Consider the following 24,771-nt stretch of genomic DNA (forward strand, 5'->3'; position numbering starts at 1 on the left):
TCTCGTAACTCGCATCTCGAAACTCGTAGCTCTATAGGAAAACAGGGATGCTGACTACTCCGCTGATTCCCCATGCTCCTGCCCCTCTTCCTTCGTCGCTACAGGCTTTGTGTGGGGACGCATCAGAGGGAAGAGAATCACATCGCGAATCGAGCGTGAGCCGGTCAGCAGCATGGTCAGGCGGTCGATGCCAATGCCTTCGCCGCCGGTCGGAGGCAGGCCATAGCCGAGGGCGCGGACGTAATCTTCGTCCATCTGGTGGGCCTCGTCATCGCCGCGTTCGCGTTCGGTGAGTTGGGCTTCGAACCGGGCGCGCTGGTCGTCGGGGTCGTTGAGCTCGGAGAAGGCGTTGCCGACCTCGAAGCCACCGATGTAGAACTCGAAGCGCTCGACCCAGTCGGGCTCGTCGGGCTTGACCTTCGAGAGCGGCGAGACCGCGAGAGGGAAGTCGTAGATGATTGTGGGCTGGATCAGGTGCTCTTCGGCAACAATCTCGAAGAGCTCTGCAATGCATTTGCCATAAGGTGTGCCGGACTGGATTGCTTCGCGGCAGTGAAGTAATGTCTTTGCAACTTCAACCGATGGATGCGCATAGATGCTACCCGACTCCTGTAACGGCAGGTTGGCAATCGCGCGATCCAGCCACTCCAGCATAGCGTTTGCACTGGCAAAGTCTGCCACCTCGGGTTTGGCCAGGATATTCTCCGGCCAGAAACGAAGGATCGCCTCGCGCATCGACAGCTTCGTCCACTTGCCAAGATCAATCTCGACACCATTGAAATTCGTGATCGTGGTTCCATTCACTTCCTTGGCGACAGTCATGATGAGCTCCTGCGTAAGGTCCATCAGGTCGTGATAGTTCGCGTAGGCCTGGTAGAACTCCAGCATGGTGAACTCGGGGTTGTGCTGGGTGCTGACGCCTTCGTTGCGGAAGTTGCGGTTGATCTCGTACACGCGGTCGAAACCGCCGACTACCAGCCGCTTCAGGTAAAGCTCCGGCGCGATGCGCATCGAGAGCGGGATGTCGAGAGCGTTGTGGTGGGTCTTGAAGGGCCGTGCTGCCGCGCCGCCTGCGATGGTGTGAAGCATCGGCGTCTCTACTTCGAGGTAGCCGCGCGTATCGAAGAAGTTGCGAAGGGCGCGCAGAATCGCCGCGCGCTTGACGAAGACCTCACGAACATTCCCGGGTGACGATTCGGACTCGGTGGCCTCTGGAGAAATTTGTGGCGCTTCCGGAGAAGGCACCCCACCCTGCCCGGCGATAAGGCTGCCGGCCGAGGATGGGGCACCCGGATTCTCGCGGGTACCCGAGTTCATGATGAGGTCGACGTAGCGCTGGCGATAGCGCAGTTCGACGTCTTCCAGGCCGTGATATTTGTCAGGCAACGCGAGCATCGACTTGGTGAGGAAGGCGATGGCAGGCTTGTCGTTGACAGGTGAGGCGTGCAGCGTGAGTTCGCCGGTGCGGGTGCGCATCAGGTAGCCGCGCACGCCGATGTGATCGCCGAGGTCGAGCAGCTTGTAGAGAGCGAAGAGGTCTTCGCCGACGTCGTCCTTGCGGACGTAGATTTGCAGGCGCTGGCCGCCCTGCTGCAACTGCGCGAACCCGGCCTTGCCTTGGACGCGGATAGCCATGATGCGGCCTGCGATAGCGGCTTCGACACGGGAGGCTTCCAACTCCTCACCCGATTTCGGGTCGCCTATTGCGCGCAGCTCGGGGATGGTCTGGGTGAAGTCGAAGCTGTTGGGGTAGGTGCTGTCGGCGTGGCTCAGGCCGAGCTTTTCGCCGATCGCGGCGATCTGCGCGAGCTTCTCGCGGCGTAGCTGGTACAGGTTTTCTTCGAACTGGCTCTCAAACTGGGACAAAATCGGGCTCGCTTTGCTGTTGGTCTTGACGCTTCAGTATATCGGGGCGGTTGGCCCCTACCGCCCCGGGAGTGATAAGTTTGGGCGATGGCCGATGATGGCAACATCCCGAAGAAACCGCATGGCGCGCTCGGCGACCTCGTGAAAGCCGAGTCGATGGTCCAGCTCGCCATTGCGCTTCCGGCTGGCTGTCTCATCGGCTGGTTGGCCGGGGCGGCAGTAGATAAGCACTTTCATACCTCGTGGGTAGGGGTTGTGGGAATTTTGCTGGGAGCCGTGGCTGGCTTCATCCAGATATTCAGAACGGCCTCACGCTACCTTAAAAAGGGAGGCAACTGATGCTCGCCCTTGACGGTTTTAGTGATGACGACTTCCGCCGGACCATGCTGCGCGCGTTGCGGCTGCTGGCGATTGTCACAGTGGTGGCGTTGCCGGTGCTGTGGTGGAAGCTTGGCTGGCAGAGTGCTGTTCTGCTGCTGGTTGGCTCTGCCATTTCGGGCTCCGGCTTATGGGAGTGGCTGCGGCTGATGACCGCCGTCATGGCCCGCATGGATGTTGGTGGAAAGGCCCGCCCGATGGGTCTCGTTTTGGTCGGTTTCTTCCTCAGATTGGGCCTGACCATCGTGGTTCTGTATGTTAGTCTTAAGTTTCTGGATGGTTCGGTTTACGCGCTCGCAGCGGGCATTGGACTGGGCATTTTCGCCCTTTCGTTTGAAGCTCTTCGTCTGGTCAAAGCGTGGACGGTTTAGCTCCCTGAGCGGCCTGGAACCCAGCCCTCCGACAACGATTCGATATGATGCCTCAGCTCTTACTAACCAGAACTCTGAACCACTACTTCGCCGGTCCGGCGAATGCGTTGCTGCACGCGGTGCATGTAACCCCTGAGTCCTATAAAGCCCCGATCACCAACGCTGTGGCGATGGAACTGCTGGTCTTTGTGGTGCTCATAGGATACTTCGTGCATGTGCGGCTGACCCTCAGTGTCGAGAAGCCGGGCGGTGTCCAGCACCTCGCTGAGATCACCAACGAGTTTGTCTCCGGACAGGGCGAGCAGATCATAGGGCATGGGTATGAGAAGTTCACCTCCTACCTGTCGGCGCTGACACTGTTCATCCTGCTCTGCAACCTGGCGGGCCTGGTTCCGGGGTTGGAGTCGCCGACGGCCAACCCCACGGTGCCGCTAGGCCTTGCTCTGATCACCTTTGTTTACTATCACTTTCATGGCATTCGCTCGAACGGCCTGGCTTACATTAAGCAGTTCCTCGGGCCGGTGTGGTGGTTGTATTGGCTGCTGTTCCCGATTGAGATCATCTCGCATCTTGCACGTGTGCTATCGCTCACGGTGCGTTTGTACGCGAATATGTTTGCCGGCGATCTGCTGACGATGGCGTTCTTCTCGCTCATCCCGGTTGGCATTCCGCTGATATTTATGGGCCTGCATCTTGGTGTAGCTGTAATTCAGGCGTATGTGTTCATGCTGCTGGCGATGATCTATCTGTCCCTTGCAGTCGCGCACGATCACTAGATTGTTCTAGTCAGGGCTAAAGCCCTGACCTACCAAGTTTCCCGCGAAGGGGTGCCCCCTCTTCGCGGGGCGATCTACCGCCGCTCCAGCGTGAGGGAGCCAGCACGGTGAGCTTCAACCACCCACTGGCGGCGAGATTAACGGGGGCAAGGAGTAACATCATGAAGAAGCTGCAATATGTGTTTATGGCTCTGGCCGCGCTGCTCATCGCGACGCCGGCGTTTGGTCAGGAGGCTGCTGGTGCGGCCGCCCAGTGGGTTCCGCTTGCTGCCGGTCTGAGCATGGCTCTGGCTGCCGGTCTGTGCGGTCTCGGTCAGGGTAAGGCGACTGCTTCGGCTACTGAGGCTCTCGCGCGTAACCCCGGCGCTCGTCCTGGAATCTTCATCTTCCTGATTCTCGGTCTTGCCTTCATCGAGTCGCTGGCTCTGTTCACATTCGTTATCATCTTCCTCAAGGTTCACGCCTAAATCGATCTCGGAAACACGAAGGGCCTTCGCTGCGGCGGAGGCCCTGCTGTTTGTGCTTGTAAGTACATAGCCGGAGGCGGTGGGGGAAGCCTCTATCGGCATGGCTGAAGCCATGCCCTCCCGTCCCTGTCTACGCCTGGCATCTGTGCGCGAACAGGCGGACGGGAAGCAGATTCCTTGGCTGTGCCTTGGAATGACAACCAGAAGAGCAAGAGAACCAGAAAACAGCTACTCCAAACAGAAAGGCCTCCGCCAAAGCGGAGGCCTTTCGTATATCCAACCCTGAGCGGCTAACGTGTCATTTCAGTAGGCGCTGCCGGGGGCAGCGTCGAAACCGCAGGCGCGACGCTAAAGGCCGGCAGGGTCTCCGGCGTAGCCCGCTGAACGAGATTCAACACGTGGTTTGGCATGATGCCCAGGGCCAGGGTTGCGACTGCGGATGCTGCAATGGCAATACCTGCCGGGATGGCAAGTTTGCGTGGGGACAGGAGGGTGGCATCTTCCCTGACCGGACGGGCATAGAGCGCGGCCAGCAGGCGCAGGTAGTAGAAGCAGGCCACGCCGGAGTTAGCGAGGCCGATGATGGCCAGCACGACATGCCCGTTGTGGATGGCTCCGGAGAACGCATAGAACTTGCCGAAGAAGCCGCCGGTGAAGGGGATTCCGATGAGCGACAGGAGGAAGAAGCCCAGCAGCGCGGAGAGGCCGGGACGCTTGAGGGCCATTCCTGTGAAGTCGTCGATCGTGCGGGCCTGCTCGTCGTAGCCCGAGAGCTGCGTGATCACGAGGAAGGCGCCGACGTTCATCGCCGCATAGGCTGCGGTGTAGAAGCAGGCTGCGGCGACGGCGTCCTGCTGGATGGAGGTGAAGGCCACCAGCAGGTATCCGGCATGGGCGATGGACGAGTAGGCCAGCAGGCGCTTGACGTCGCGCTGCATCAGCGCGCCAAGGTTGCCGATGGTCATTGAGAGCACCGCGAGGATCTCGATGAGGACGATCCAGTGGTTGCGATACATCGGTGCTGCATTGAAGAGGAAGCGCAGCAGCACGGCGAAGGCAGCGGCCTTCGGTGCGGTCGACATCATACCGACGACCGGAGCGGGTGCGCCCTGGTAGACGTCCGGCGTCCAAACGTGGAAGGGAGCTGCCGAGACCTTGAAGCCGAGGCCGATGACGACCATCGCGATGGCAAGCAGCGCGAGTGCCGGGGTGGCCGTGGTTCCGAGGCTGGCGGCGATAGCGCCGATGCTGGTCGAGCCGGTCGCGCCGAAGCAGAGGGCGATGCCGTAGAGGAAGAACGCCGTCGCGAAGCTGCCGAGCAGGAAGTACTTGAGCGAGGACTCGGAGGCTGTGGCCTGGCCCTTGCGGAAGCCGGCGAGGATGTAGGTCGAGATCGACGAGATCTCGAGGCCGATGAAGACCATCAGGAGCTCGACCGAGCAGGTCATGAACATCATGCCGGTGGCGCCGAAGCAGGCCAGGGCGAAGTACTCGCCGGCGTGGCTGACGGGGCCTTCAAAGTAGTCGAGCGAGGCCAGCAGGGTTACGAGAACGATGCTGGAGATCAACAGGTGGAAGAAGACCGAGAAGGCATCGACCTGGATGGTGGCGTAGAAGCCGGAGATCGGGCCTGAGGCATTGACGAGCTGCAACTGGTAGAAGGCTGCAAGGCCGGAGGCTAATGTGCCAAGGATAGCGAGCCAACCGAGCGGCTTGCGCGACTTACCGGGAGCGATCATCGGCTCGGCCAGCATGACCAGGACGCCTGTGACGGTGAGGATGATCTCGGGAAGCAGAGTGAGGAGGTTCGTGGGCATTAGTATTGTGCTCCCTTGTTGACCGGCGGAGCTGGCTTGTTGACTGCGGCAGCGGCGAGTGAGGGATCGACGAACGCCCCGGCTTGATTGCAGGGAGTTTTCTGCGCACAGGGAAGCGTGAGGTTGTTATGGGGCTCGGAGCTGGCGGGCTCGATATTGACAGCCTCAACAGCTACAGGACGATTGGCTGCTGCTGCTCCGTAACTGTCGATGGCCTGCATCCATACCGGCGAAGCGAGTCCCATGACGAGAAAGAGAATGGCAAGGGGCCAGAGTTCAACGTGCTCGCGGGCGCACAGGTCCCAGCCCTTGACTTCTTCCGAGCGAAGGCCGAGTTTGCCGTAGAAGATGCGTTGAATCATCCAGAGCATGTAAGCCGCGCCGAAGATGACGCCGGTGGTACCGACGACTGTCCAGAAGATGTGGTAGCTGAATACCGATTGCATGGCACCGGAGAGAATCAGGAACTCGCCGACGAAGCCGTTCAGCATGGGCAGGCCGACCGCGGCGAGCGTGGTGATGACGAACATCGTCACCATCCACGGATGCTTGGTGGCGAGGCCGCCGTAATCGCGTATGTCATAGGTGCCATAGCGCTCATAGAGCAGGCCAAGGAGCACGAAGAGCGCTGCGCCGACAAGCGACTCGTTGAGGATCTGGTAGACGCCGCCGTCGATGCCCATCGTCGTGAAGGTGAAGATGCCCAACACAATGAAGCTGACGTGCGACAGGGTAGAGAAGGCCGCGAGCTTCTTCAGGTCGGTCTGGATGAGAGCCAGCAATGCGCCGTACGCGATGCCGATGGCTCCAAGCGCGATCAGCCAGGGAGCAATGTGGCGGGACTGTTCGGGGAAGATGCCGAAGCTGAAGCGCAGAATCGAGTAGAGACCGAGCTTGCCGGCCAGCACCATCACGGCAGCGGTGGGAGCTTCCTGGACGGCATCGGAGAGCCAGCCGTGCAGCGGGAAGATCGGAACCTTGACCGCGAAGGCGGCGAGGAAGGCCAGCGAGCAGAGCCAGAGAGCCGTGTGGTTCGTGGAGATGGCATGCTGTGCGGCCAGGGCCTGCAGGGTGGGCAGATCGAAGGTGCCGGTGCGGGCGTAGAGCCAGAGCATCGCGACCAGGAGGATCGCCGAAGGGATGAAGGCGTAGAGGAAGAACTTGATGGCGGCTTTACGGCGATTCTCGGTGCGTCCGAAGGTGGCGATGAGCAGCGTCATCGGGACCAGTGAGAGCTCCCAGAAGCCGTAGTACAGGAACAGGTCCAGCGCGAGGAAGATGCCCAGCATCGCGACCTGCTGCAGCAGGAAGAGCGTGTAGAAGAGCTTGGTGCGCTCCTTGACGGCGTTCCAGGAGGCCAGCACGCCGATGGGCGCGAGGAATCCGGCCAGCACGACGAGCCACATGGAGAGGCCATCGACGCCGAGGTGGTAACGAATGGCGGGGGAGGCGATCCACGGGCAGTTCTGGTCGAACTGGAAGCTGCCGCGAGCGGCCGCGTAGTTGAAGTGCCACGGCAGGTGGAGCGTCAGGCCAAGCGTCACGAGGGTGACGATGAGCGCGCCGATCGCGTGGATCTTGTTGCCTGCGCGTTCAGGAATAAGCGCAAGCACCCCCGCGCCCACGAGGGGGGCGAGGAGGATGAGCGTCAGGATGGAGTGATCGAGATTCATCGAGGTCCTGTGGTGGTTCTAACAACAGATCCCCTGCGGGGATGACAACAAAAAAACAAAAGCAAGAGCACCTTAGCGCAGATGCGGATGTAGGCCAAAGACAACGACAGCGATGACGGCGGCTGCACCCAGGGCGAGCCAACCGGCATAAGAACGGATATTGCCGGACTGCACACGACGGACGAGCCATGCAAAACTGCGAGTGCCTGCGGTGAGACTTCCACCTGTTCCCTGGACGAGGCCGGTATCGACGAAGTAGCCGAGGAAGAAGCGTGAGAATGCGAGCAGGGGAGTGACGATGACGGTGCCGTAGATCTCGTCGACCCAGTACTTGTGGTCGAGCAGGGAGTAGAGCGGCTTGAACTTCTGTGCGAATGCGCCGGCAGTGCCGGGCTTGCGGTAGTAGCAGAAATAGGCGATCAGGAAACCGAGGACGGCGACGGCAATCGAAACCACGGCGAGTATCGGCTCTGCTCCCCGGAAGGAGACGTGCTCCGGTGTGACGGCGGCACTGGAAAAGACCGGTTCCAGGAAATGCTCAAACTCGTTGTGTCCACCGAAGGCAAGCGGAACGCCGACCCAGCCGCCGACAGTAGCGAGGATGGCAAGAATGATGAGCGGCAGAGTCATGATCCACGGAGATTCATGCACGCCGTGAGCATGGCCGTGGGCTGGTTCAGGCTCGGCTTCGAGAACGAGCTTGGTGTCGTGCCGGGCGTGGATAGCTGCGCCGTGTGCTGCATGCAGGTCATGGCTATGACCGTGCTCCTCAAAGCGTGGCGCCCCGAAGAAGGTCTTGAACCAGAGGCGGAACATGTAGAACGAGGTCAGACCTGCGGTGATGAGTCCGACCAGCCAAAGCAGCTTCGCTAACGGGTTATCCGAGATGAAGGCCTGGTACAGAATCTCGTCCTTGGAGAAGAAACCTGCCCAGATAGGAATGCCAGCGATGGCCAGCACGCCCATCGTCATCGTTCCGAAGGTGACGGGAATCTTTCTCCAAAGTCCTCCCATGACACGCATGTCCTGTTCCCCGGAGAGGGCATGGATTACGCTACCGGCGGCGAGGAAGAGCAGCGCTTTGAAGAAGGCGTGTGTCATCAGGTGAAAGATTGCTGCCGAATACGCTCCAACGCCGCAGGCCAGGAACATGTAGCCGAGCTGCGAGACTGTGGAGTACGCCAGCACACGCTTGATGTCGTGCTGAACCATGCCGATGGTCGCGGCCATGAGCGCTGTCGCCGCGCCGATGACGGCAACGACCATAAGCGCGGTGGGCGATTTATCGAAGAGTACATGGCAGCGCGCGACCATGTAGATGCCCGCTGTGACCATCGTTGCGGCGTGGATCAGAGCGGAGACGGGGGTGGGGCCTTCCATCGCGTCAGGCAGCCAGATGTACAGCGGAATCTGTGCGGACTTGCCGGTTGCGCCGACGACGAGCAGCAGGGCAATCGCTGTGAGGAAGCCACCGGTGAGTGGGGTGGCGGAGATCTGCGTGAAGACGCTGTTGAAGTCGAGGCTGCCGAAGTGTGCAAGCAGCAGGAACATCGCGAGCAAAAAGCCGAAGTCGCCGATGCGGTTGACGACGAAGGCCTTCTTTCCGGCGTTGGCGGCGGAGTCCTTGGTGAAGTAGAAGCCGATAAGCAGGTATGAGGCGAGGCCCACGCCCTCCCAGCCGACGAAGAGCAGGAGGAAGCTGCTGGAGAGCACCAGAACCAGCATGAAGAACATGAAGAGGTTCAGGTAGGCGAAGAAGCGCCAGAAGCCGTCTTCATGCGCCATGTAGCCCACGGAGTAGAGGTGGATCAGGAAGCCGACGCCGGTGATGACGGCCAGCATGATGAGCGTGAGGTGGTCGACCGTGAACGCGAAGTTGACCTGGAAGCCGCTGACTGCGATCCATGGACGGCTGACGGCCGAGAAGGTCAAGGGGCCGTTGCCGAACTTCATGTAGTTCCAGAGCATCGCGACGATGACGGCCGGAGCTGCGGTGAAGAGCAGCGCAATCGCCGAGACGGCGGCGCGCGGCAGCTTGCGGCCGACGGTTCCGTTGATCAGGAAGCCGGCGAAGGGAAGGATCGGAATGAGCCAGAGCAGTTGAGGATTCATTGGTTCTTGGAGGCTCTCTCGGTTTGGCAGGGAAGAAGCAGGTTCCCTGCGGGAATGACAGAAAGAAATACAGGTGCAAAAACGAAGACGGCGTTTTGGATCAATTCTTCATCAGGTTGACCTGATCAACATTGAGGGTCTGGCGTGCGCGGAACAACGCGATGATGATGGCGAGGCCGACGGCAGCTTCCGCCGCGGCGACGACCATCACGAAGAAGACGAAGATCTGGCCCGAGATCTGGTGCCACATATGAGCGAAGGCGACGAATGTGAGGTTCACGGCGTTGAGCATCAGCTCGATCGACATGAAGATCGTGATGATGTTGCGCTTGATGAGAAACGCTCCCACGCCGATGGAGAAGAGGATCGCGGCGAGGACGAGGTAGTAAGCGATCGGCACCATTAGATCTTCCTCCTCTTCTTTGCGATGACGGTGACTATGACAGCCATCCAAGCGACTGCGGCGCTCATCCAGGCACAAAAGATTGGGGCAAAATGATTGTTCGAGACGGTCACGATTAGAGCTCCTTCCGCGCGAGTACGACTGCGCCGAGGATCGCTACCAGGATGAGGATCGAGGTGACCTCAAAGGGCAGCAGAAGGGAGGTGAAGAGCGTGTGCGAGATCTCGGTGATGTTGGAGACCGCGCTGGTGAGGTAGCCGCCGAGCTGCGTCGTTCCCAACTGCTTCTTCTCGGAGAGGAACACGAAGGTCAGCAGGCAGAAGATGGCGGCTGCACCGGGGATACCCGCGATGTAGGCGATCTGCGATCCATGGGTTCGTTCTTCTTCGCCGGCGTTCAGGAGCATGATGACGAAGACGAACAGCACCATGATCGCGCCGGAGTAGACGATGACCTGGGCGGCGGCGAGGAACTCCGCACCCAGCGACCAGTAGAGGACCGCCAGAGACATCATGACGACGATCAGCGAAAGCGCCGAGTTGATCGGATGGCGCTGGAAGAGGAGATTGAGCGCTCCCAATACGGCCAGCAGTCCGAAGATGATGAAGAGTGCGGTTTGCATCGGCTAGTGATTTCCGGTCTTGTTGTATTTCTTGATGCGGTTCGTACTGATTGTAAATGCGTTGAAGCTCAGCCGTGGTACGCGAGGGCCAGGGCTGTCGCAAGGATATTGAGCATGGCGACGGGCATCAGGAACTTCCATCCGAAGCTCATCAATTGGTCGTAGCGGAAGCGCGGCAGCGTGGCGCGCACCCAGATATAGAGCAGGAGGAAGAAGAGAATCTTGGCGACGAACCAGAAGATCGGCAGAACCGCGTGGAGGAAGCCGGTGCTGGCGAAGCCATCGAACAGGTGGCCGAAGGGGGAGCCCGCGCCGCCGAAGAAGAGCAGCGTAGCCACACAGGCGACGGTGATCATGTTGGCGTACTCGGCCATGAAGAACATTGCGAACTTCATGGAGGAGTACTCGGTGTGATAGCCGGCGACGAGCTCGGACTCGGCTTCAGGAAGATCGAAGGGAGCGCGGTTGGTCTCGGCGTAAGCAGCCATCAGGTAGATGAAGAAGCCGATGATCTGGCAGCCGCCGAAGACGTTCCAGGAGCGCATGCCGTGCGCGGACTGCGAGTTGACGATATCGCGCAACGAGAGCGACTGGGCACGAAGGACGACGCCAACGAGCGAAAGGCCGAGCGCAAGCTCATAGCTGACGAGCTGGGCGCTGGCGCGCAGGCTGCCGAAGAGCGAGTACTTGTTGTTCGACGACCAGCCCGAGAGCGCGATGCCGTAGACGCCGATGCTCGTGATGCCGAGGATGACCAGCAGGCCGATGTTGAGGTCAGCGATCTGGAAGAGGTCGACGCCTCCGACCATCGTCTTTGCGCCGAACGGCACAACGGAGATCGAGATGAGCGCGCAGGAGAGCGCGATGATCGGCGCGAGCACGAAGAGCGGGCGTTCGACGGCGAGGGGCATCATGTCTTCCTTGAGGAAGAGCTTGATACCGTCGGCGAGCGGCTGCAGCAGGCCGAAGGGGCCGACACGCGAGGGCCCCCAGCGGTTCTGCATGCGGCCGAGAACTTTGCGTTCGAGCAGCACGGTGTAGGCCACCGCCGTGAGCGTGATGACCAGCACCACCACGATCTTGACGATCGTGAGGAGCAGGAAGGTCGTGAAGGATGGAGTAATGTGGCTCATCGTCAGGGTTTCAGGGTCCAGGGCTTATGGCCCAGAGTTCTACGTCGGTTCGGATTTTTATTCAGCTAAGAGCTACGCGGGTTTGAGCAACGAGTTAGTCGGCGGCCAGGTGATCGGCGACTTCGGTTTCCTGGTGGCGCTGCACATCCTGCAGCATGGGCGAATAGCGAGTAAGTGAGCCGGAGGTAAAGAGCGTATCCGACGAGGGCAGTACAAGATCCTTGCGGTTTTCGATCTGCACGAGGCCGGTTGAAGCAGGAGCGATGTGCTGGTCGTTGCCGCTGAGAAGCTGCAGGCGAAGGAGTTTGTCGTAGCCGGGAACGACGCGCTGGATCTCGTCGAGGATGGCGAAGGGATCGAAGGGGCTGAGCTTCGGCTCCATGTTGTTAGCCATGAGCCATACCGCATGGCGATCGGCTTCACCGGACTGCGCACCGCGGCTCTGGCCCATGTCGGCGCGGAGGCCCTTGCCGAAGGGCACGAGCGTCTTGATGTCGTGGCCCATGTTATCGGCGAGGCGGACGATGAGCTCGAAGTCGGAGCGAGCGCCGCCCTTGTCGGCGGCCTTGCTGACGAGTTGGAGATCGCCGTAGCTGTTGGTGACGGAGCCGGCCTTCTCGTAGAGGTTGGCAGCAGGGAAGACGACGTCGGCGAGCTGTGCGGTCTCGGTGAGGAAGAGATCCTGCACGATGACGAAGGTTCCTTTGAGCGCGGAGGGATCGATGCCGAAGCGCTTGATGGGGTTCGAGCCGACGACGTAGAGCGCCGAAAGTTTGCCGGCGGTTGCAGCGTCGAACATAGCCAGCAGGTCGAGGCCGGATTGTGCGGGGGCGCTGTACTCGGTTGCCAGAGCGGAGCCGGAGATCGGCTGGTAGCCGGGCAGGGCATCGGGCAGCAGGCCCATATCGGAGGCGCCGCGCGAGTTGACGTAGTCGGCCATGAGACCGAACTCGGCGTTGGGCAGGGCCTTGATGAGGTTGGCGAGTTCGCCGCCGCGGACTTCGTTGCCGATCAGGACGACGATCTTCTCTTCACCCTTGATGGCTGTGCGGAAGTTGGAGAGCTCATCGGCCTGCGCCACGATGGAAGCAGCTTCAGCGGAGCTGTCGTTGCCTGCGAGGTAGCTGGCGAGGGCTCCGTAGCCGAACTGCTGGACCTGGATGAAGCTCTTGGCCTGGCGGCGCAGCTTGATCTCTTCGTGGTTCGCGATGTAGACGCGAGCCTTGTTGAGGCGAACGTTGGTGCGCAGGTTCCAGGCGGTAAGCGGGGCCTGGTTGGTGGGGTCGCCGCCGATGACCAGCAGTGCCTGGGCCTTTTCGACGGAGCGCTGTGAGGCGAACCTGCCGGTGGTGCCCTGGAGGGCGTTGGCGAGAGTAACGTAGTCCGCCGTGCGATGGTGGTCGATGTTGTTGGTGCCGATCACCGTGCGCGCGAACTTCTGCAGGAGGTAGTTCTCCTCGTTCGTGGTGCGGTTCGAGCCGATGACGCCGATGGACTGCGCACCGTGCTGGTCGCGGAGTTCGCGCAGCTTCTTGCCGGCGAAGCGCAGGGCCTCATCCCAGGAGACGGGCTTGAGCTTGCCGTCGGCCTGACGAACCAGCGGCGAGGTGAGGCGCTCAATGTTGTTGGTGAAGTCGAAGGCGTAGCGGCCCTTGTTGCAGAGGAAATCGCCGTTCATGCCGGACTTGTCGCGGTTGTCGCCGCGAACGATCTCGGAGCCGTCGGAGACGGAGCGCACGCCGAGGGTCGTCTTGCAGCCGTCTCCGCAGTGCGTGCAGACGGTAGCGACGTGATTCATCTCCCAGGGGCGAGTCTTGTAGCGATAGGTGCCGCTGGTGAGCGCGCCTACCGGGCAGGCGTCGATGCACATGCCGCACTGCTCGCAGTCGAGGTTGGGCAGGTCTTCGGGAGAGAGCTGCGCAGGAACGTTCGGTGCGATGACCGACGAGCTGCCGCGATTCTGGATGCCGAGTGCGAAGACGTCCATGCCTTCGCCGCACATGCGCACGCAGCGGTAGCAGAGGATGCAGCGCGGGCGGTCGAAGTAGACCACGGGCGACCACTTCTGCTCTTCACGGTGATTCTTGGGTTCGGTGTAGAAGGAGTCCGCAGCGCCGTACTTGAAGGTCATGTCCTGCAACTCGCACTCGCCGCCGGCGTCGCAGACGGGGCAGTCGAGCGGATGGTTGCCGAGCAGAAGCTGCAGCGTGGCCTTGCGAGCCTGGGCGATCTCCGGAGTCTCGGTGGTGACGTTCATGCCCTCGGCGACCGGGGTGGTGCAGGCGGTCTGGAGCTTGGGCATCTTCTCGATGCGCACCACGCACATGCGGCAGGCGGCCTGCAACGAGAGATTGGGGTAGTAACAGAAGGCGGGAATCTCGATGCCGGCAGACTTGCAGGCCTCAATGAGCAGTGTGCCTGCGGGTGCGGTGAGTTTCTGGCCGTCTACGGTAAAGGTTACGTCTGGCATAGGCTTCTCTAAATCCTACCGGGAACTGGTGTGTGCGGCGTAAAGCGCGTGGAGTGGAAAGTGGAGATGGGCATTTAGCTCCGCCCACTCTTTGCTTGTTTTGCCGGTTGTGCTGAGGTTGCAGCATTTCGGGTCTGTGCGACTGCCGCATCCACCACAGAGCGAATGCGTGTTGGGTCGTCGTAGCTATTGTTGCCTGTACCGCATACGACCTGTTGCTTGTCTTTGCTGACGACGATGATCGTTGGCGTAAATTCCACGTTGATGCGGCGGCCCAATTCAAAGTCGCTGTGAACGGCGTTGGCGAGCGATCCGTCCAAGTCCATCACGAAAGGCATTCGCTGGTTATGGCGTTGCAGCCAGTTCTCTGTAAACCTCTGCAGGTCGTCTCTGTTGGCAATAGAGTTCTGTGCGGCAAAGACATCGCTGCGATACTCATCGGCCAGTTTGGGGCTGATTTTATTTTGGATGTAGCGGGCGCAAACCGCACCTTGTTGCGTCCAGATGTGGGCTTCAATTGGAAAATCGAAACGCAGTATCGGCACGTGTGTCGCAGCCGCAACCTGGAGCTCGATAGGATGCGCGTGAGCACAAGCCGGGCAGCCGAGATCTTCGAATACAACGATGGCTACTTTGCTTCCGGCGGGAGGCTTCAGCAGGGATAAATTGTGTAGACCGTTGCTCGGCGGAGCTCCGGCGAACTGGGCCTGTACGGTCAACGGCATAAGAGAGGTTGCCAGAGCAAGAGCACCGATTTTAAGAAAACCGAACAGTTTCATCGACTTCTTTCTCCTTCCCATGACCTACCGAAACCAAAGAGCATCGGTTCGTTCTTAGTGTGCGCCTGCGAGCTCCGGTTCACCGACCGGTTGAATCTGAATGAGAGGGTGCTCGACGCGAGCGCCCGCCAGGTACTCCTCGAACTCGGAGCGGAACTTCTTGATGAAGCCGATCGTGGGCATCGCGGCAGCGTCGCCAAGCGGGCAGAAGGTGCGGCCCAGCATGTTTTCGGCGAGGTACTGAATGTTGTCGATGTCCTTCTTGTTGCCGCCGCCCGCGTGGAAGCGTGTCAGCGTCTTCTTGAGCCAGTCCGTGCCTTCGCGGCAGGGGATGCACCAACCGCAGGACTCGTGCTGGTAGAAGCGGATCGTGCGCAGCGCGAACTCGACGATGGAGACGGTCTCGTCGAGGACGACGATGCCGCCCGAGCCGAGCATGGTGCCGGCTTTGCCCATCTGGTCGAAGTCCAGGCCAACATCGATCTCATCGGCCTTGAGCACCGGGCAGGACGAGCCGCCGGGGACGACGGCCTTCAGCTGCTTGCCGTCCTTTATGCCGCCCGCGACCTCATAGATCGCCTTGCGCAGCGAGTAGCCCATGGGAAGCTCGTAGACGCCGGGGCGCTCTACGTGTCCGGAGATGCCGAAGAGGCGTGTGCCGCCGTTGCGCTCGCTGCCGAGCTTGGCATAGGCCTCGCCGCCCATCAGCAGGATGTGCGGGGCGTTGGCGATGGTCTCGGCGTTATTGATGACCGTGGGGCCACCATAGAGGCCGACGACGGCGGGGAAGGGAGGCTTGATGCGCGGCACGCCGCGCTTGCCTTCGAGGGACTCCATCAGGGCCGACTCTTCGCCGACTTCGTAGGCACCTGCGCCGGTCTGGGTGATGATGTCGAAGTCCACGCCCTCTTTGCCGAAGATGTTCTTGCCGAGGAAGCCCTTGGCGTAGGCGTCAGCGACGGCCTTTTCGACGATCTTGAGCAGGTAGCGATACTCGCCGCGCAGGTAGATGAAGCCCATCTTCGCGCCGATGGCGAGGCCCGCGATCATGGTGCCTTCGATGATGGCGTGGGGATCGTGCAGGAAGATGATGTGATCTTTGCAGGTGCCGGGCTCGGATTCGTCGCCGTTCACGAGCACGTACTTGGGCTTCTCGGAGACCTTGGGCACGAACGACCACTTCATGCCGGTGGGGAAGCCTGCGCCGCCACGGCCGCGAAGTCCGCTGGCCTTCATCTCATTGACGATCCACTCGGGACCCTGTTCGATAGCCTTCTGGACGGCCTTGTAACCGTCGAGTTCAACATACTTATCGATCTCGGCCGCGCCCATGCCGAAGCGGCGGGAGACGACTTTGACTTCATCGGGATGGGAGACGAGGGTAGGCATCTACTTCACATCCTTTCCGCGGCCTTCGCGGTAGTCGGCGAGGACGGCGTCCATCTTGGCGGGGGTAAGGTCGTCGTGGAAGTCGTAGTTCACCTGCACGGCGGGGGCCCAGCAACAGGCTCCGATGCACTCAACCTCTTCGAGAGAGAAGAGGCCGTCGGGGGTGACGCCTTTGTGGCCGATGCCCAGGGTGTGCTTGCAGTGGTCGAGCAGCTCGAAGCCGCCGCGCAGCATGCAGGAGATGTTGGTGCAGACCTGCACGTTGTACTTGCCGGCAGGCTTGGTGCGGAGCATCGAGTAGTAGCTGAGGACGTTGCGGACGTCGAGCTCGAGCAGGTCGAGGCGCTTGGCCAGCTCTGCGACAACCTCGTCGGAGACATAGCCGACCTCATCCTGCGCATAGAGCAGCATGGGGATGAGCGCCGAGCGCTTGACGGGATAGATCGTGGCCAGCTTGTCGAAGCGGGCGGCGGTCTCGGGAGAGAAGATCGTGTTGGCGATGGCGGCCATGTGATTCCTAGCGTCCTCGGTGGTGCGGGTGAAGCAGATCCCCTGCGGGGATGACAGAAAGAAAAGCAACAACAACGACAAACTACTGCGGCGGGTGCATCATCTCGCGTGCCAGCCGCTCGGCGGCGAGATCCATCTCTTCTTCAGCAGCGTGGTTGAGGCTTACGCTGCCGTTTTCCTGGAGCGCGAAGGGAACGGCTGCTTCGTCGCTGTGCTGCATCTCGTGTTGCGTGAACTTGAGCCATCTGCTGCCAACGCGGAGGGTGATCTCTTCGGCGCTGACTTCGACTATGGCATGCTGCGGTGCGTTGAGTCCGTGGGCGGCTGCGTAACTGCGGAGCAGAGACGCCCAAGAGGTCCAGAGTTCGGTGTGGAGCGCATCGTACATGATCACTTCACTACAATCTTTGCTGCGAAACGTTCCACAGCGTTTGGGAGATTCATGCTTTCTCCGCTCAATTCGACGATGCCTTCAGACGACATAAACCATGGTTCTGCCACCTGTAGTTCTCCGGTGATTACGTTCCAACTTCCTTTTCCGGTGTCTGTATGCAACCAGACACTCAAGTAACCGCCCTTTGAGGTCATCGTCAATTCATTTCGCAAGGGCTCGTTTAGTTCTGCTTGTTCAAGTTCTCCCGAAGCTTCCATTGAAGCCAGCCGTGAGCGCAACTGGCCAACCATAGAATCCCATAATTTATCCCGCGCGATGGTATCTCGCTCGGTTTGGCACATTAGCGGTCAATTGCCCCAAGAACAATATCAATAGAACCGATGACGGCAACAACATCGGCGAGAAGTCTGCCCTTGCACATGGTTTCGAGCGCCTGCAGGGTGGCGAAGTCGGCGTTGCGCATATGCACACGGTAGGGCTTGGCTGTGCCATCGGATACGACGTAGTAGTTCATCATGCCGTGCGGTGCTTCGACCGAACTCGTGGCCTCGCCGGCCGGGACCTGGAAGCCTTCGGTCACGATCTTGAAGTGATGGATGAGCGACTCCATCTGCGTCTTCATCTGCTCGCGGTCGGGCAGAATGATCTTCGGAGCGTCGGCCGTGATGCGGCCTTCGGGCAGTCCATCGAGAGCCTGGAGACAGATCTTTACCGACTCGCGCAGCTCCTGCATACGGACGAGGTAGCGAGCCCAGACGTCCCCTACGGTGGAGGTCGGGACGTTGAACTGGAACTTCTCGTAGCTGGAATACGGCATATCCCGGCGCAGATCGAAATCGATGCCGGACGCACGCAGGGGAGGACCGGTAACGCCAAGGGCGATGGCGTCCGCTGCCGAGAGGAAGCCGACACCCTCCAGGCGCGAGCGCCAGATAGGATTGCCGTTCAGCAGCCCCTCGTACTCCTCGATCTTGGAGGGGAAGTCCTTGAGGAAGGTGCGAATCTGCTTGTAGAGATCGAGCGGGGGTTCCAGGGACACGCCGCCAATGCGGATGTAGCTGGTCATCATGCGCTGGCCGCTGACGGCCTCGAAGATGCGCAGTAACTGCTCGCGCTCACGGAAGCAGTAGAGGAAGACCGTGAGCGCGCCGATGTCCATGGCGTGCGTGCCGAGCCAGACCAGATGCGAGTTGATGCGCATCAGTTCGTTGAAGAGCACGCGAAGCCACTGGGCGCGGTCCGGGATTTCGAGTTGCAGCAGCTTCTCTACTGCCAGCGCGTAGGCCAGGTTGTTGGTCATCGGCGCGAGGTAGTCGATGCGGTCGGTCAGGGGCACGACCTGCTGGTAGAACTTAGCTTCGCAGGTCTTCTCGATGCCGGTGTGGAGATAGCCGATATCGGGTGCGAGCGAGACGATGGTTTCGCCGTCGATTTCCACGACAAGCCGGAGAACTCCGTGGGTCGAGGGGTGCTGCGGACCCATGTTCAGGATCATCGTGTGGTCGGAGATGGCGTCGCTGCCCTTGGGCTTGTGGCCGGAGACGGACTCTTCGACGACATCTTTTACGTCGGGGACGATGAGGTCTTCGGCGTTGCGAAAGCCGGCGAGCGTGGCTCCGGTCGTGTCGCGTACGGCGGGTTTCTCGAGATCTTCTACAAATGCCATTAGCGGTATCCCTCTACGGGGTAGTCCTTGCGGAGTGGATGGCCTTCCCAGTTGTCGGGCATCATGATGCGGGTCAGGCGTGGGTGGCCGCCGAAGTGAACGCCGAAGAGGTCGAAGACTTCGCGCTCGTAGAAGTTGGCCGAGGGCCAGACGGAGGTGATGGAGTCGATGCTCTGGCCTTCCGCGATGCGGGCGACGAGCCGGATGCGCTGCTTCAGGCCGAAGCTGAGGATCGAGTAGCTGATCTGAAAGCGCGGCTCGGTGGGGTACCAGTCAACGGCGGTGACATCTTCGAGGAAGTTGTAGCCCGCTGCCTGCGCGGCTTTGGCGGCGGCGATGATGGTGTCGGGCGCTACAGTAAGGGTGAGCTCTTGGCGATCCCACTTGGCATCGACGATGAGGTCGGCCAGGCCTTTGATGGCGGCGTGGTCAGCCAGTGCGGCGGTAACGGCTTCTTTGCCGAAACAGGCCTCGGGGGTAGCGGGATTGGTGATTGCGTCAGCCATAAATTCCTAGAGGTCCGCCTTATCGTTCGACCAGTTGAGGATGCCCTTCTTCCAGACGTAGAAGAGGCCGACGGCTACGAAGCCGATGTAGACCAGCATCTCCCAGAAGCCGAAGAGGCGCGAGCCGGTGATGCCGGGCAGGCGGCGATAGATGACCGCCCACGGAAGCATGAAGACGGCTTCGACGTCGAAGAGGATGAAGAGCATCGCCACCATGTAGAAGCGGACGGAGAAGCGGCCGCGGGCGTCGCCGACCGGGTCCATGCCACACTCATAGGCTCCGAGCTTGGTGCGCGAGCGCTTGTGTTTGCCAATAAGGAACGAGGCTCCAACCATGCCGCCGGCGAGGCCCACGGCGACGAGGATCTGAAGCACGAGAGGAAGATATTGCCAGATGTATGGGTAGCTCTGCATGGGCATTTTTAAGTGTAGGAGTGAGTCGGTCAAGGGTCAAGCAGCGAACGGGGATAAGGGGTTGCGAGGGGCGATTAGCGGGTGGTGATTTGTAAATGGGGTTTGGCGCTCGTTTGGAAATGTATCCCAGCCGGCTTGAAAGGCTTTTTCGTTCCTCACAGCAGCGAGCTATACCAGGCGATCAGCGGAGCACCAAAGAGCGCGGCAACAAGGCCTCCGATGCTGATAAACGTGCCCAGCGGCAGACGGGTTGTGGCGGTGGCCTGGCGACGGACCATCAGAGTGAGGCCGTAAGCAGCGGTGAGGATGACTCCGACGAAGAGCGCAAGGATCGCGGGCCAGAAGCCAAGGAAGGCCGCAATCATGGCGAGCAGCTTGACGTCTCCCAGGCCAAGGCCGTCGCGATGGCGAACGGCCTTGTAGATGGCGCGGATGGCGAGCAGGAGCAGGGCGACTCCCACGATGGCGGCGAGGCGGCCGAAGACAAGATGTTCGGGGCCAGTAAGGAAGACGTTGCCCTTGGCGACGAAGGAGCCGGGGCTCGACATGCGCAAGCTGTGACGCGGGTTGAGCTTGATCTCGTCCTGGCCAGGACCAAGGAAGATGGCCTGTGCGCAGACGAGGAAAAAGCCGATGGCTGCGCCGGTGAGGGTGAAGGCGTCGGGGAGGGTGTAGGTCTGCCAGTCCATGACGAGCAGGCCGATGAGAAGGAAGCCGAGGATGAGAAGCCCGATCAGCGTTGTAGCTTGTTCTGCTCTCCATACTCCCAGAGGAGGGCCGAAGTCGACTGTCATCCAGTTTGATGTACACAGCCTATAAATCGGGACAGAAAGAACGAGAAACCAGAGCCCTATTGCAAGTTCCACCAGCGGATAGCGCCATGGGATTGGCGTTTTGCATTGTCTGCAATGAGCACGGAGAAGAATCCAGCTCAATATCGGGATGTTGTCATACCAGCGAATCGTCTGCTTGCAATTTGGGCAGTGGGAGCGCGGACTGTTGATACTCCGATGGTCAGGTAGACGTGAGATGCAGACGTTCAGGAAGCTGCCGAAGAGCAGGCCCAGGATGAGAGCTGAAAGCTCGAAGGTCAGAGGCACAATTTGTACCAGGGTCTCGAACTCTACGAACGACGGCATGGATCGAGTATAGGGTGCGTATTCGTGTTCTCGGAATAGTCACGAAGATTTCAAAAGGGAAGTAGCAGTAACGGGATGACGATACCAGCGAGCAGCAGGCCGGTAACGAGAAGCTTGCTGCGCTCGTATTTGTAGGCCATGTAGATGCCTGTTCCTGTCGAGATGAAGAGCCCGATGGCAACCAGCAGAAAGAAGCTCTTCAGCGGAAGATGGTTCTTCTCTTTGGGGACAGGCTGGGCTGCAGGATCGGGTGCCTTATCGGGCTTAGGGGTGTCGGCTTTGAGTTTGCGGACGGGGACGATGGTGGTCTGTTTCTTGTGTACCTGTCCCAGCATCACGATCCATGCGGGCGGCTTATAGCTGCTGCCCTGTGTCGTCTCGTGCAGGCTGAAGGTCTGCAAGGCTCCCGTGAAGGAAAAGAAGAGAAGGGCCGGTGCAATGAACAGCCCGACGTAGCGATGTATCTGGCGAAAGAGTTTCAGGGAGTTGGCCATGGCATTGAATGGAGTCTACGGGATAGGGGTGCGCTAGAAGTCCACGTGCGTGCGGATGCTGAACATGGCTACCGGCCCGCGGTCCTGGTTGTAGCCGGGGTGGGCGATGAGTTGCACGTCGAATGCGGTGAACAGGCCGCGCCAGTTGTGTGCGGTGTAGTAGGCCTCAAGGATGTCTTCGCGGGCGTAGTTCAGCTTGCCGTCGCCGAGCAGAAAACCAAGTCCGCCCAGCGCCAGGTATTGCTGATGGTCGCGCTTGATAGCGTTCGAGATGCCGGCGAGCCCGACCTTGTCGTTGGGCCGCGACCAGCGGTTGCCGGCGAGGTCGCCTCCGAGTTCGAAGGTCTGGTCGACCTCGGTGTAGGCGAAGCTCTGGTGCTGACCTTCATTCCAGCCGAAGCGGCCGAAGGTGCGGAGGTCCTGCGTCAACTCCTGTTCGAAGTTGAGTCCGAAGCCGTACTTCACTGTTGTGCCGGGGGCGTGAGCGGTGATGACGGGGACGGCGGAGGGGTCGCCGTTGGCACGGGCGGTAAGGGCTGCGTCGATAGCGTCGCGATACACGCCCATGTCGGCGTGGTTTACGAAGCTGAGCAGGCGGACGGCGCCTTTGCGCTCCGGCGATAGCAGACGTTCGGGCAGGAAGGCGAAGGGCGTCTTGCGATACTCGAACTCGTAGTTGTCGCCACGCGCGCGGCGAAGATTCCAGTCGAGATCGACGCCGTTGGCTACGGTGGGCATCAGGCCGAAAACGTAGCGGGCAGACCAGTGGATGTCGTCGTACTCGGTGACGAAGGCGTAGGTGTAGCCACGGGTATCGGCGGCGTAGTCCCACGCGCCGTTGTTGTCAGCGGTCCAGTTCAGAAACTGGAGGTGCGAGTCGGAGCCGGGACCGTTGACGTCGAGGACGTCGGGAAGACTCATTCGTCCGACGCGCAGGTCGAAGCGCCTCTCCGGGACTTTGGTTGCGAGTGAGAGCTGGGTGCGCTGCGTGTCGATGAGCTTGTCGGTCAGGCCGATGGTCTGATGCAGTTGGACACGCGCGGTATAGGGCACCGAACCGAGGTTCGGATTGCGGACGACATCCAGGTTCGTGAAGCCGGCCAGTCCCAGGGCTTCGGATACACCGCGGCCGCCCGAGCTTTCGAGGTTGTAGATGGCGTCGGTGTTGTAGCGCAGGTTGTGGTGCAGTTGCAGGCCGAGGAAGAGAGTGCCGACCATCGAGACCTTGTACTCGCCGCGTGCGAGCAGGGAGTTGGTGCCCTCATAGGGAGAATGGAAGCCGGGATGGCCCTGGAAGATGATGTTCGCCTGGCCTGCAATCAGGTAGCGCGAGGTATCGGTGTGCGGAAAGATCGTGACCTGCGGTGCGGTGACTTCGGGGTCAGGGGCTTGTGCAGGCGGTTGCTGCGCGTAGGCCGTCGAAACGGCAAAGAGGCAGGGAATCAGCAGGGTTCGCGCGGCTTTGCGGAAGGTCATAGGCATGATCACGAGTGGCTGGGGCAGGCAATACTGTACCGGAACGTTGTAAGGCAGAGATGAAATGGCCGCCAAGGGAGGAATCTCCGCATGGCGGGCCGGGTTCTTTCAGGCTCGTCTGGAGCTGAAGCGGGAGCCGGACAATCGTCGGCCAAACGCATCCAGATGCCTGCAAATGGGCAGCGTTCATCGCCGGTTTCGACAAAGGTGCGTGTCAGACTAATGGCGCGCATTTTGGGGGATATGGGAGGAGTTTCTGCTTTACGGCGTAAAAATAGGAAGTTCATGGGAGCACTCCTTTCTGCGGTCTTTTGCGTGGATTGTCTATAGTGTATCCCCATAGGGTATAGGAAGCCCATCGCATCCAACGTGAAGAGGAGATGAAATATGGGCATGCTCGCGAATGGGGCAAGAGGATCAAGCATGCCAAGGTTGGAGTGCCATAGAAGGCATAGTGCCTCAGACTTGATCTCCATCGCGAACACTGGTATTTTCTTTTCAACACGGGAAAGGAGGATGGTCCAGCCTATGAAGATTGATTGTTTCAGTTGCAACAACCAACGTGAGGTGACTGAGGCTTAGAGCATTCGTTGCTCTAGTCCTGGCGGCTTTTCGTAGTAATGACAAGTCCTCGCCGAGGCCCATCCGAGAACGGATGCCTCAGGTCAATCCCAACAGATCACCGCAAGACGGCTCGCTCCTTTACTGGGGCGGGCCGTTTGTGTCTAGAGGACAGCTTGACCGGTGGTAGACTGGCCGCAATGACGGGAAAAACGAGGGAAGAGTCTCACCTAGCAGCACTTGATGGGCTCCGTGGTCTCGCCATCTTGCTGGTACTGCTCTTCCATATGTTTGCCCGACCGGAGATCCAGAATCCCAATTGGATGACCAAAACGTTCAACCAGGTGACGTTGTTTGGTTGGACAGGGGTGGATCTGTTTTTCGTGCTCTCCGGATTTTTGATTACACGCATCCTGCTCGACGCTAAGACCTCGACGAACTTTTTCAAAGTCTTCTATATGCGCCGGGTGCTGCGCATCTTTCCGCTCTACTACTTGAGCCTTATCACTGTCTTTTGGCTATGGCCATTGTTCAAATCGCACGCTGGGGCGCTCAACGGTAACGCCGGCGGTCATGTAGGTCTGACGGAGCAGCTTTGGTATTGGTTGAATCTGGTGAATTGGCGTACTGCCTTTCATCCGATGATCGTCCCGCTTCTCTCCCATTACTGGACGCTTTCTATCGAAGAGCAGTTTTACGCAGTGTGGCCGGCGGTGGTCTACTTCCTGAACGAGAAACGGCTTGCCCTGGTGTCGATGGCTGGAATCGTGTCGGTGCTCATTCTGCGCAACCTGCCCATTGTCCAGGCGTTTGCAGCTACACACGACAATTTTTTATACCGATTGACCCCGTTTAGGATGGACTCGTTGCTCTTTGGCGGTCTGCTGGCGATCTTGTACAAGCACGTCGACGGGGCAAAACTGCTTCGCTGGGCAGTACCCATTTTTGCTGTGAGTCTGGCTTTGTTGATATGGAAGGCGCAGCCGTCCGCGGCACAGGGCGCGATTACCTTCACTGGGTTCGCTGTCTTTTACTCGTCGCTGCTGACAATCTGCCTTACAAGCAAAATGGCAGGGGCTATCTTTCGGACCAGACTGCTGCGCGGCATGGGCAAGTACAGCTACAGCGTCTATCTGATACACCCGTCGGTGCTGGTTTTGATGGATGCTCTCATCATTCGCCGTCTCCAAAATCATCTGCTGCCAGGGCATCCTATGGGGCCCAATTGATTTTTACGCTGCTCAATATTTGTGTGTGTTTCGGTATTGCGCGGATCACGTGGGTATTGATTGAGTCGCCGATTCTTCGACTGAAACGGCACTTCCGCTATACCTATCGAGATGATCAAGCGCTTA

24 protein-coding genes are annotated in these 24,771 nt (G+C 60.0%); 5 read left to right on the top strand and 19 right to left on the bottom strand.

The genetic code is table 11. From position 1 onward, the window contains the following. Positions 1-54: 54 nt before the first annotated feature. The gene (gene lysS, locus HDF15_RS19840; RefSeq protein ID WP_184258712.1) at positions 55-1,866 is read right to left on the bottom strand and encodes a lysine--tRNA ligase; all 1,812 of its coding nucleotides are present in this window, start codon (positions 1,864-1,866) and stop codon (positions 55-57) included. An 87-nt stretch (positions 1,867-1,953) separates the two neighbouring features. Between lysS and HDF15_RS19845 the strand changes: the two genes are divergently transcribed. The 4 genes from HDF15_RS19845 (at position 1,954) to HDF15_RS19860 (ending at position 3,858) form a co-directional block, all read left to right on the top strand. Continuing rightward, on the top strand, positions 1,954-2,205 hold the full coding sequence (locus HDF15_RS19845; RefSeq protein WP_184258714.1) for an AtpZ/AtpI family protein: 252 nt from the start codon (positions 1,954-1,956) through the stop codon (positions 2,203-2,205). After that, positions 2,205-2,615 carry an ATP synthase subunit I gene (locus HDF15_RS19850; protein WP_014264601.1) on the top strand — a complete coding sequence of 137 codons (411 nt, stop codon included), beginning with the start codon at positions 2,205-2,207 and terminating at the stop codon, positions 2,613-2,615. Before HDF15_RS19845 ends, HDF15_RS19850 begins: the two co-directional genes overlap by 1 nt. Positions 2,616-2,659: 44 nt before the next feature. Further along, positions 2,660-3,391: a F0F1 ATP synthase subunit A gene (gene atpB, locus HDF15_RS19855; RefSeq protein WP_184258716.1), complete on the top strand. Its 732-nt coding sequence runs from the start codon at positions 2,660-2,662 to the stop codon at positions 3,389-3,391. 161 nt (positions 3,392-3,552) lie between these two features. Then, a complete protein-coding gene (locus HDF15_RS19860) occupies positions 3,553-3,858 on the top strand; it encodes an ATP synthase F0 subunit C (RefSeq protein WP_014264603.1) in 306 nt (101 codons plus the stop codon). Between the two features lie 290 nt (positions 3,859-4,148). Here HDF15_RS19860 and HDF15_RS19865 read toward each other — a convergent pair whose 3' ends face one another. The 18 genes from HDF15_RS19865 to HDF15_RS19950 form a co-directional block, all read right to left on the bottom strand. Further along, positions 4,149-5,675 carry an NADH-quinone oxidoreductase subunit N gene (locus HDF15_RS19865; protein WP_184258718.1) on the bottom strand — a complete coding sequence of 509 codons (1,527 nt, stop codon included), beginning with the start codon at positions 5,673-5,675 and terminating at the stop codon, positions 4,149-4,151. Further along, complete coding sequence (locus tag HDF15_RS19870; protein ID WP_184258720.1) at positions 5,675-7,348, bottom strand: NuoM family protein; 1,674 nt, start codon at positions 7,346-7,348, stop codon at positions 5,675-5,677. The genes HDF15_RS19865 and HDF15_RS19870 overlap by 1 nt, the downstream gene beginning before the upstream one ends. 72 nt (positions 7,349-7,420) lie before the next feature. Then, on the bottom strand, positions 7,421-9,460 hold the full coding sequence (gene nuoL, locus HDF15_RS19875; RefSeq protein WP_184258722.1) for an NADH-quinone oxidoreductase subunit L: 2,040 nt from the start codon (positions 9,458-9,460) through the stop codon (positions 7,421-7,423). A 100-nt stretch (positions 9,461-9,560) separates the two neighbouring features. Then, positions 9,561-9,863: an NADH-quinone oxidoreductase subunit NuoK gene (nuoK, locus tag HDF15_RS19880; RefSeq protein ID WP_014264607.1), complete on the bottom strand. Its 303-nt coding sequence runs from the start codon at positions 9,861-9,863 to the stop codon at positions 9,561-9,563. Between the two features lie 115 nt (positions 9,864-9,978). Then, positions 9,979-10,485: an NADH-quinone oxidoreductase subunit J gene (locus tag HDF15_RS19885; RefSeq protein ID WP_014264608.1), complete on the bottom strand. Its 507-nt coding sequence runs from the start codon at positions 10,483-10,485 to the stop codon at positions 9,979-9,981. 68 nt (positions 10,486-10,553) lie between these two features. Next, positions 10,554-11,618 carry an NADH-quinone oxidoreductase subunit NuoH gene (gene nuoH / locus HDF15_RS19890; RefSeq protein ID WP_184258725.1) on the bottom strand — a complete coding sequence of 355 codons (1,065 nt, stop codon included), beginning with the start codon at positions 11,616-11,618 and terminating at the stop codon, positions 10,554-10,556. 94 nt (positions 11,619-11,712) lie between these two features. Beyond that, complete coding sequence (locus HDF15_RS19895) at positions 11,713-14,088, bottom strand: molybdopterin-dependent oxidoreductase (RefSeq protein ID WP_184258727.1); 2,376 nt, start codon at positions 14,086-14,088, stop codon at positions 11,713-11,715. A 74-nt stretch (positions 14,089-14,162) separates the two neighbouring features. After that, positions 14,163-14,867, bottom strand: a complete 705-nt coding sequence (locus HDF15_RS19900; RefSeq protein ID WP_184258729.1) for a thioredoxin domain-containing protein — start codon at positions 14,865-14,867, stop codon at positions 14,163-14,165. Between the two features lie 54 nt (positions 14,868-14,921). Further along, positions 14,922-16,256, bottom strand: a complete 1,335-nt coding sequence (gene nuoF / locus HDF15_RS19905) for an NADH-quinone oxidoreductase subunit NuoF (RefSeq protein WP_184258731.1) — start codon at positions 16,254-16,256, stop codon at positions 14,922-14,924. Further along, on the bottom strand, positions 16,257-16,766 hold the full coding sequence (nuoE, locus tag HDF15_RS19910) for an NAD(P)H-dependent oxidoreductase subunit E (RefSeq protein WP_044178018.1): 510 nt from the start codon (positions 16,764-16,766) through the stop codon (positions 16,257-16,259). An 82-nt stretch (positions 16,767-16,848) separates the two neighbouring features. Next, a complete protein-coding gene (locus HDF15_RS19915) occupies positions 16,849-17,154 on the bottom strand; it encodes a transcriptional regulator (RefSeq protein ID WP_184258733.1) in 306 nt (101 codons plus the stop codon). A 2-nt stretch (positions 17,155-17,156) separates the two neighbouring features. Beyond that, entirely contained in the window at positions 17,157-17,450 is a 294-nt protein-coding gene (locus tag HDF15_RS19920) for a hypothetical protein (protein ID WP_184258735.1), read from the bottom strand. A gap of 50 nt (positions 17,451-17,500) precedes the next feature. Next, the gene (gene nuoD / locus HDF15_RS19925) at positions 17,501-18,826 is read right to left on the bottom strand and encodes an NADH dehydrogenase (quinone) subunit D (RefSeq protein WP_184258737.1); all 1,326 of its coding nucleotides are present in this window, start codon (positions 18,824-18,826) and stop codon (positions 17,501-17,503) included. Further along, positions 18,826-19,332 (bottom strand): NADH-quinone oxidoreductase subunit C, encoded by a 507-nt coding sequence (locus HDF15_RS19930; protein ID WP_184258738.1) that lies wholly within the window; start codon positions 19,330-19,332, stop codon positions 18,826-18,828. Before HDF15_RS19930 ends, nuoD begins: the two co-directional genes overlap by 1 nt. 6 nt (positions 19,333-19,338) lie before the next feature. Continuing rightward, positions 19,339-19,746: an NADH-quinone oxidoreductase subunit A gene (locus HDF15_RS19935; RefSeq protein ID WP_158822922.1), complete on the bottom strand. Its 408-nt coding sequence runs from the start codon at positions 19,744-19,746 to the stop codon at positions 19,339-19,341. 155 nt (positions 19,747-19,901) lie between these two features. Beyond that, positions 19,902-20,885 (bottom strand): A24 family peptidase, encoded by a 984-nt coding sequence (locus HDF15_RS19940; protein WP_184258739.1) that lies wholly within the window; start codon positions 20,883-20,885, stop codon positions 19,902-19,904. Between the two features lie 50 nt (positions 20,886-20,935). Beyond that, a complete protein-coding gene (locus tag HDF15_RS19945; RefSeq protein ID WP_184258741.1) occupies positions 20,936-21,379 on the bottom strand; it encodes a PepSY domain-containing protein in 444 nt (147 codons plus the stop codon). A 33-nt stretch (positions 21,380-21,412) separates the two neighbouring features. Next, complete coding sequence (locus HDF15_RS19950) at positions 21,413-22,930, bottom strand: carbohydrate porin (protein WP_184258743.1); 1,518 nt, start codon at positions 22,928-22,930, stop codon at positions 21,413-21,415. Between the two features lie 686 nt (positions 22,931-23,616). On the opposite strand from HDF15_RS19950, the gene HDF15_RS19955 reads away from it, so the two are divergent. Beyond that, positions 23,617-24,645: an acyltransferase gene (locus tag HDF15_RS19955; protein WP_184258745.1), complete on the top strand. Its 1,029-nt coding sequence runs from the start codon at positions 23,617-23,619 to the stop codon at positions 24,643-24,645. The last annotated feature ends 126 nt before the right edge of the window (positions 24,646-24,771 follow it).

It is taken from the genome of Granulicella mallensis (genome assembly GCF_014203225.1).
In the GTDB taxonomy this organism is placed as follows: Bacteria; Acidobacteriota; Terriglobia; order Terriglobales; family Acidobacteriaceae; genus Granulicella; species Granulicella mallensis_A.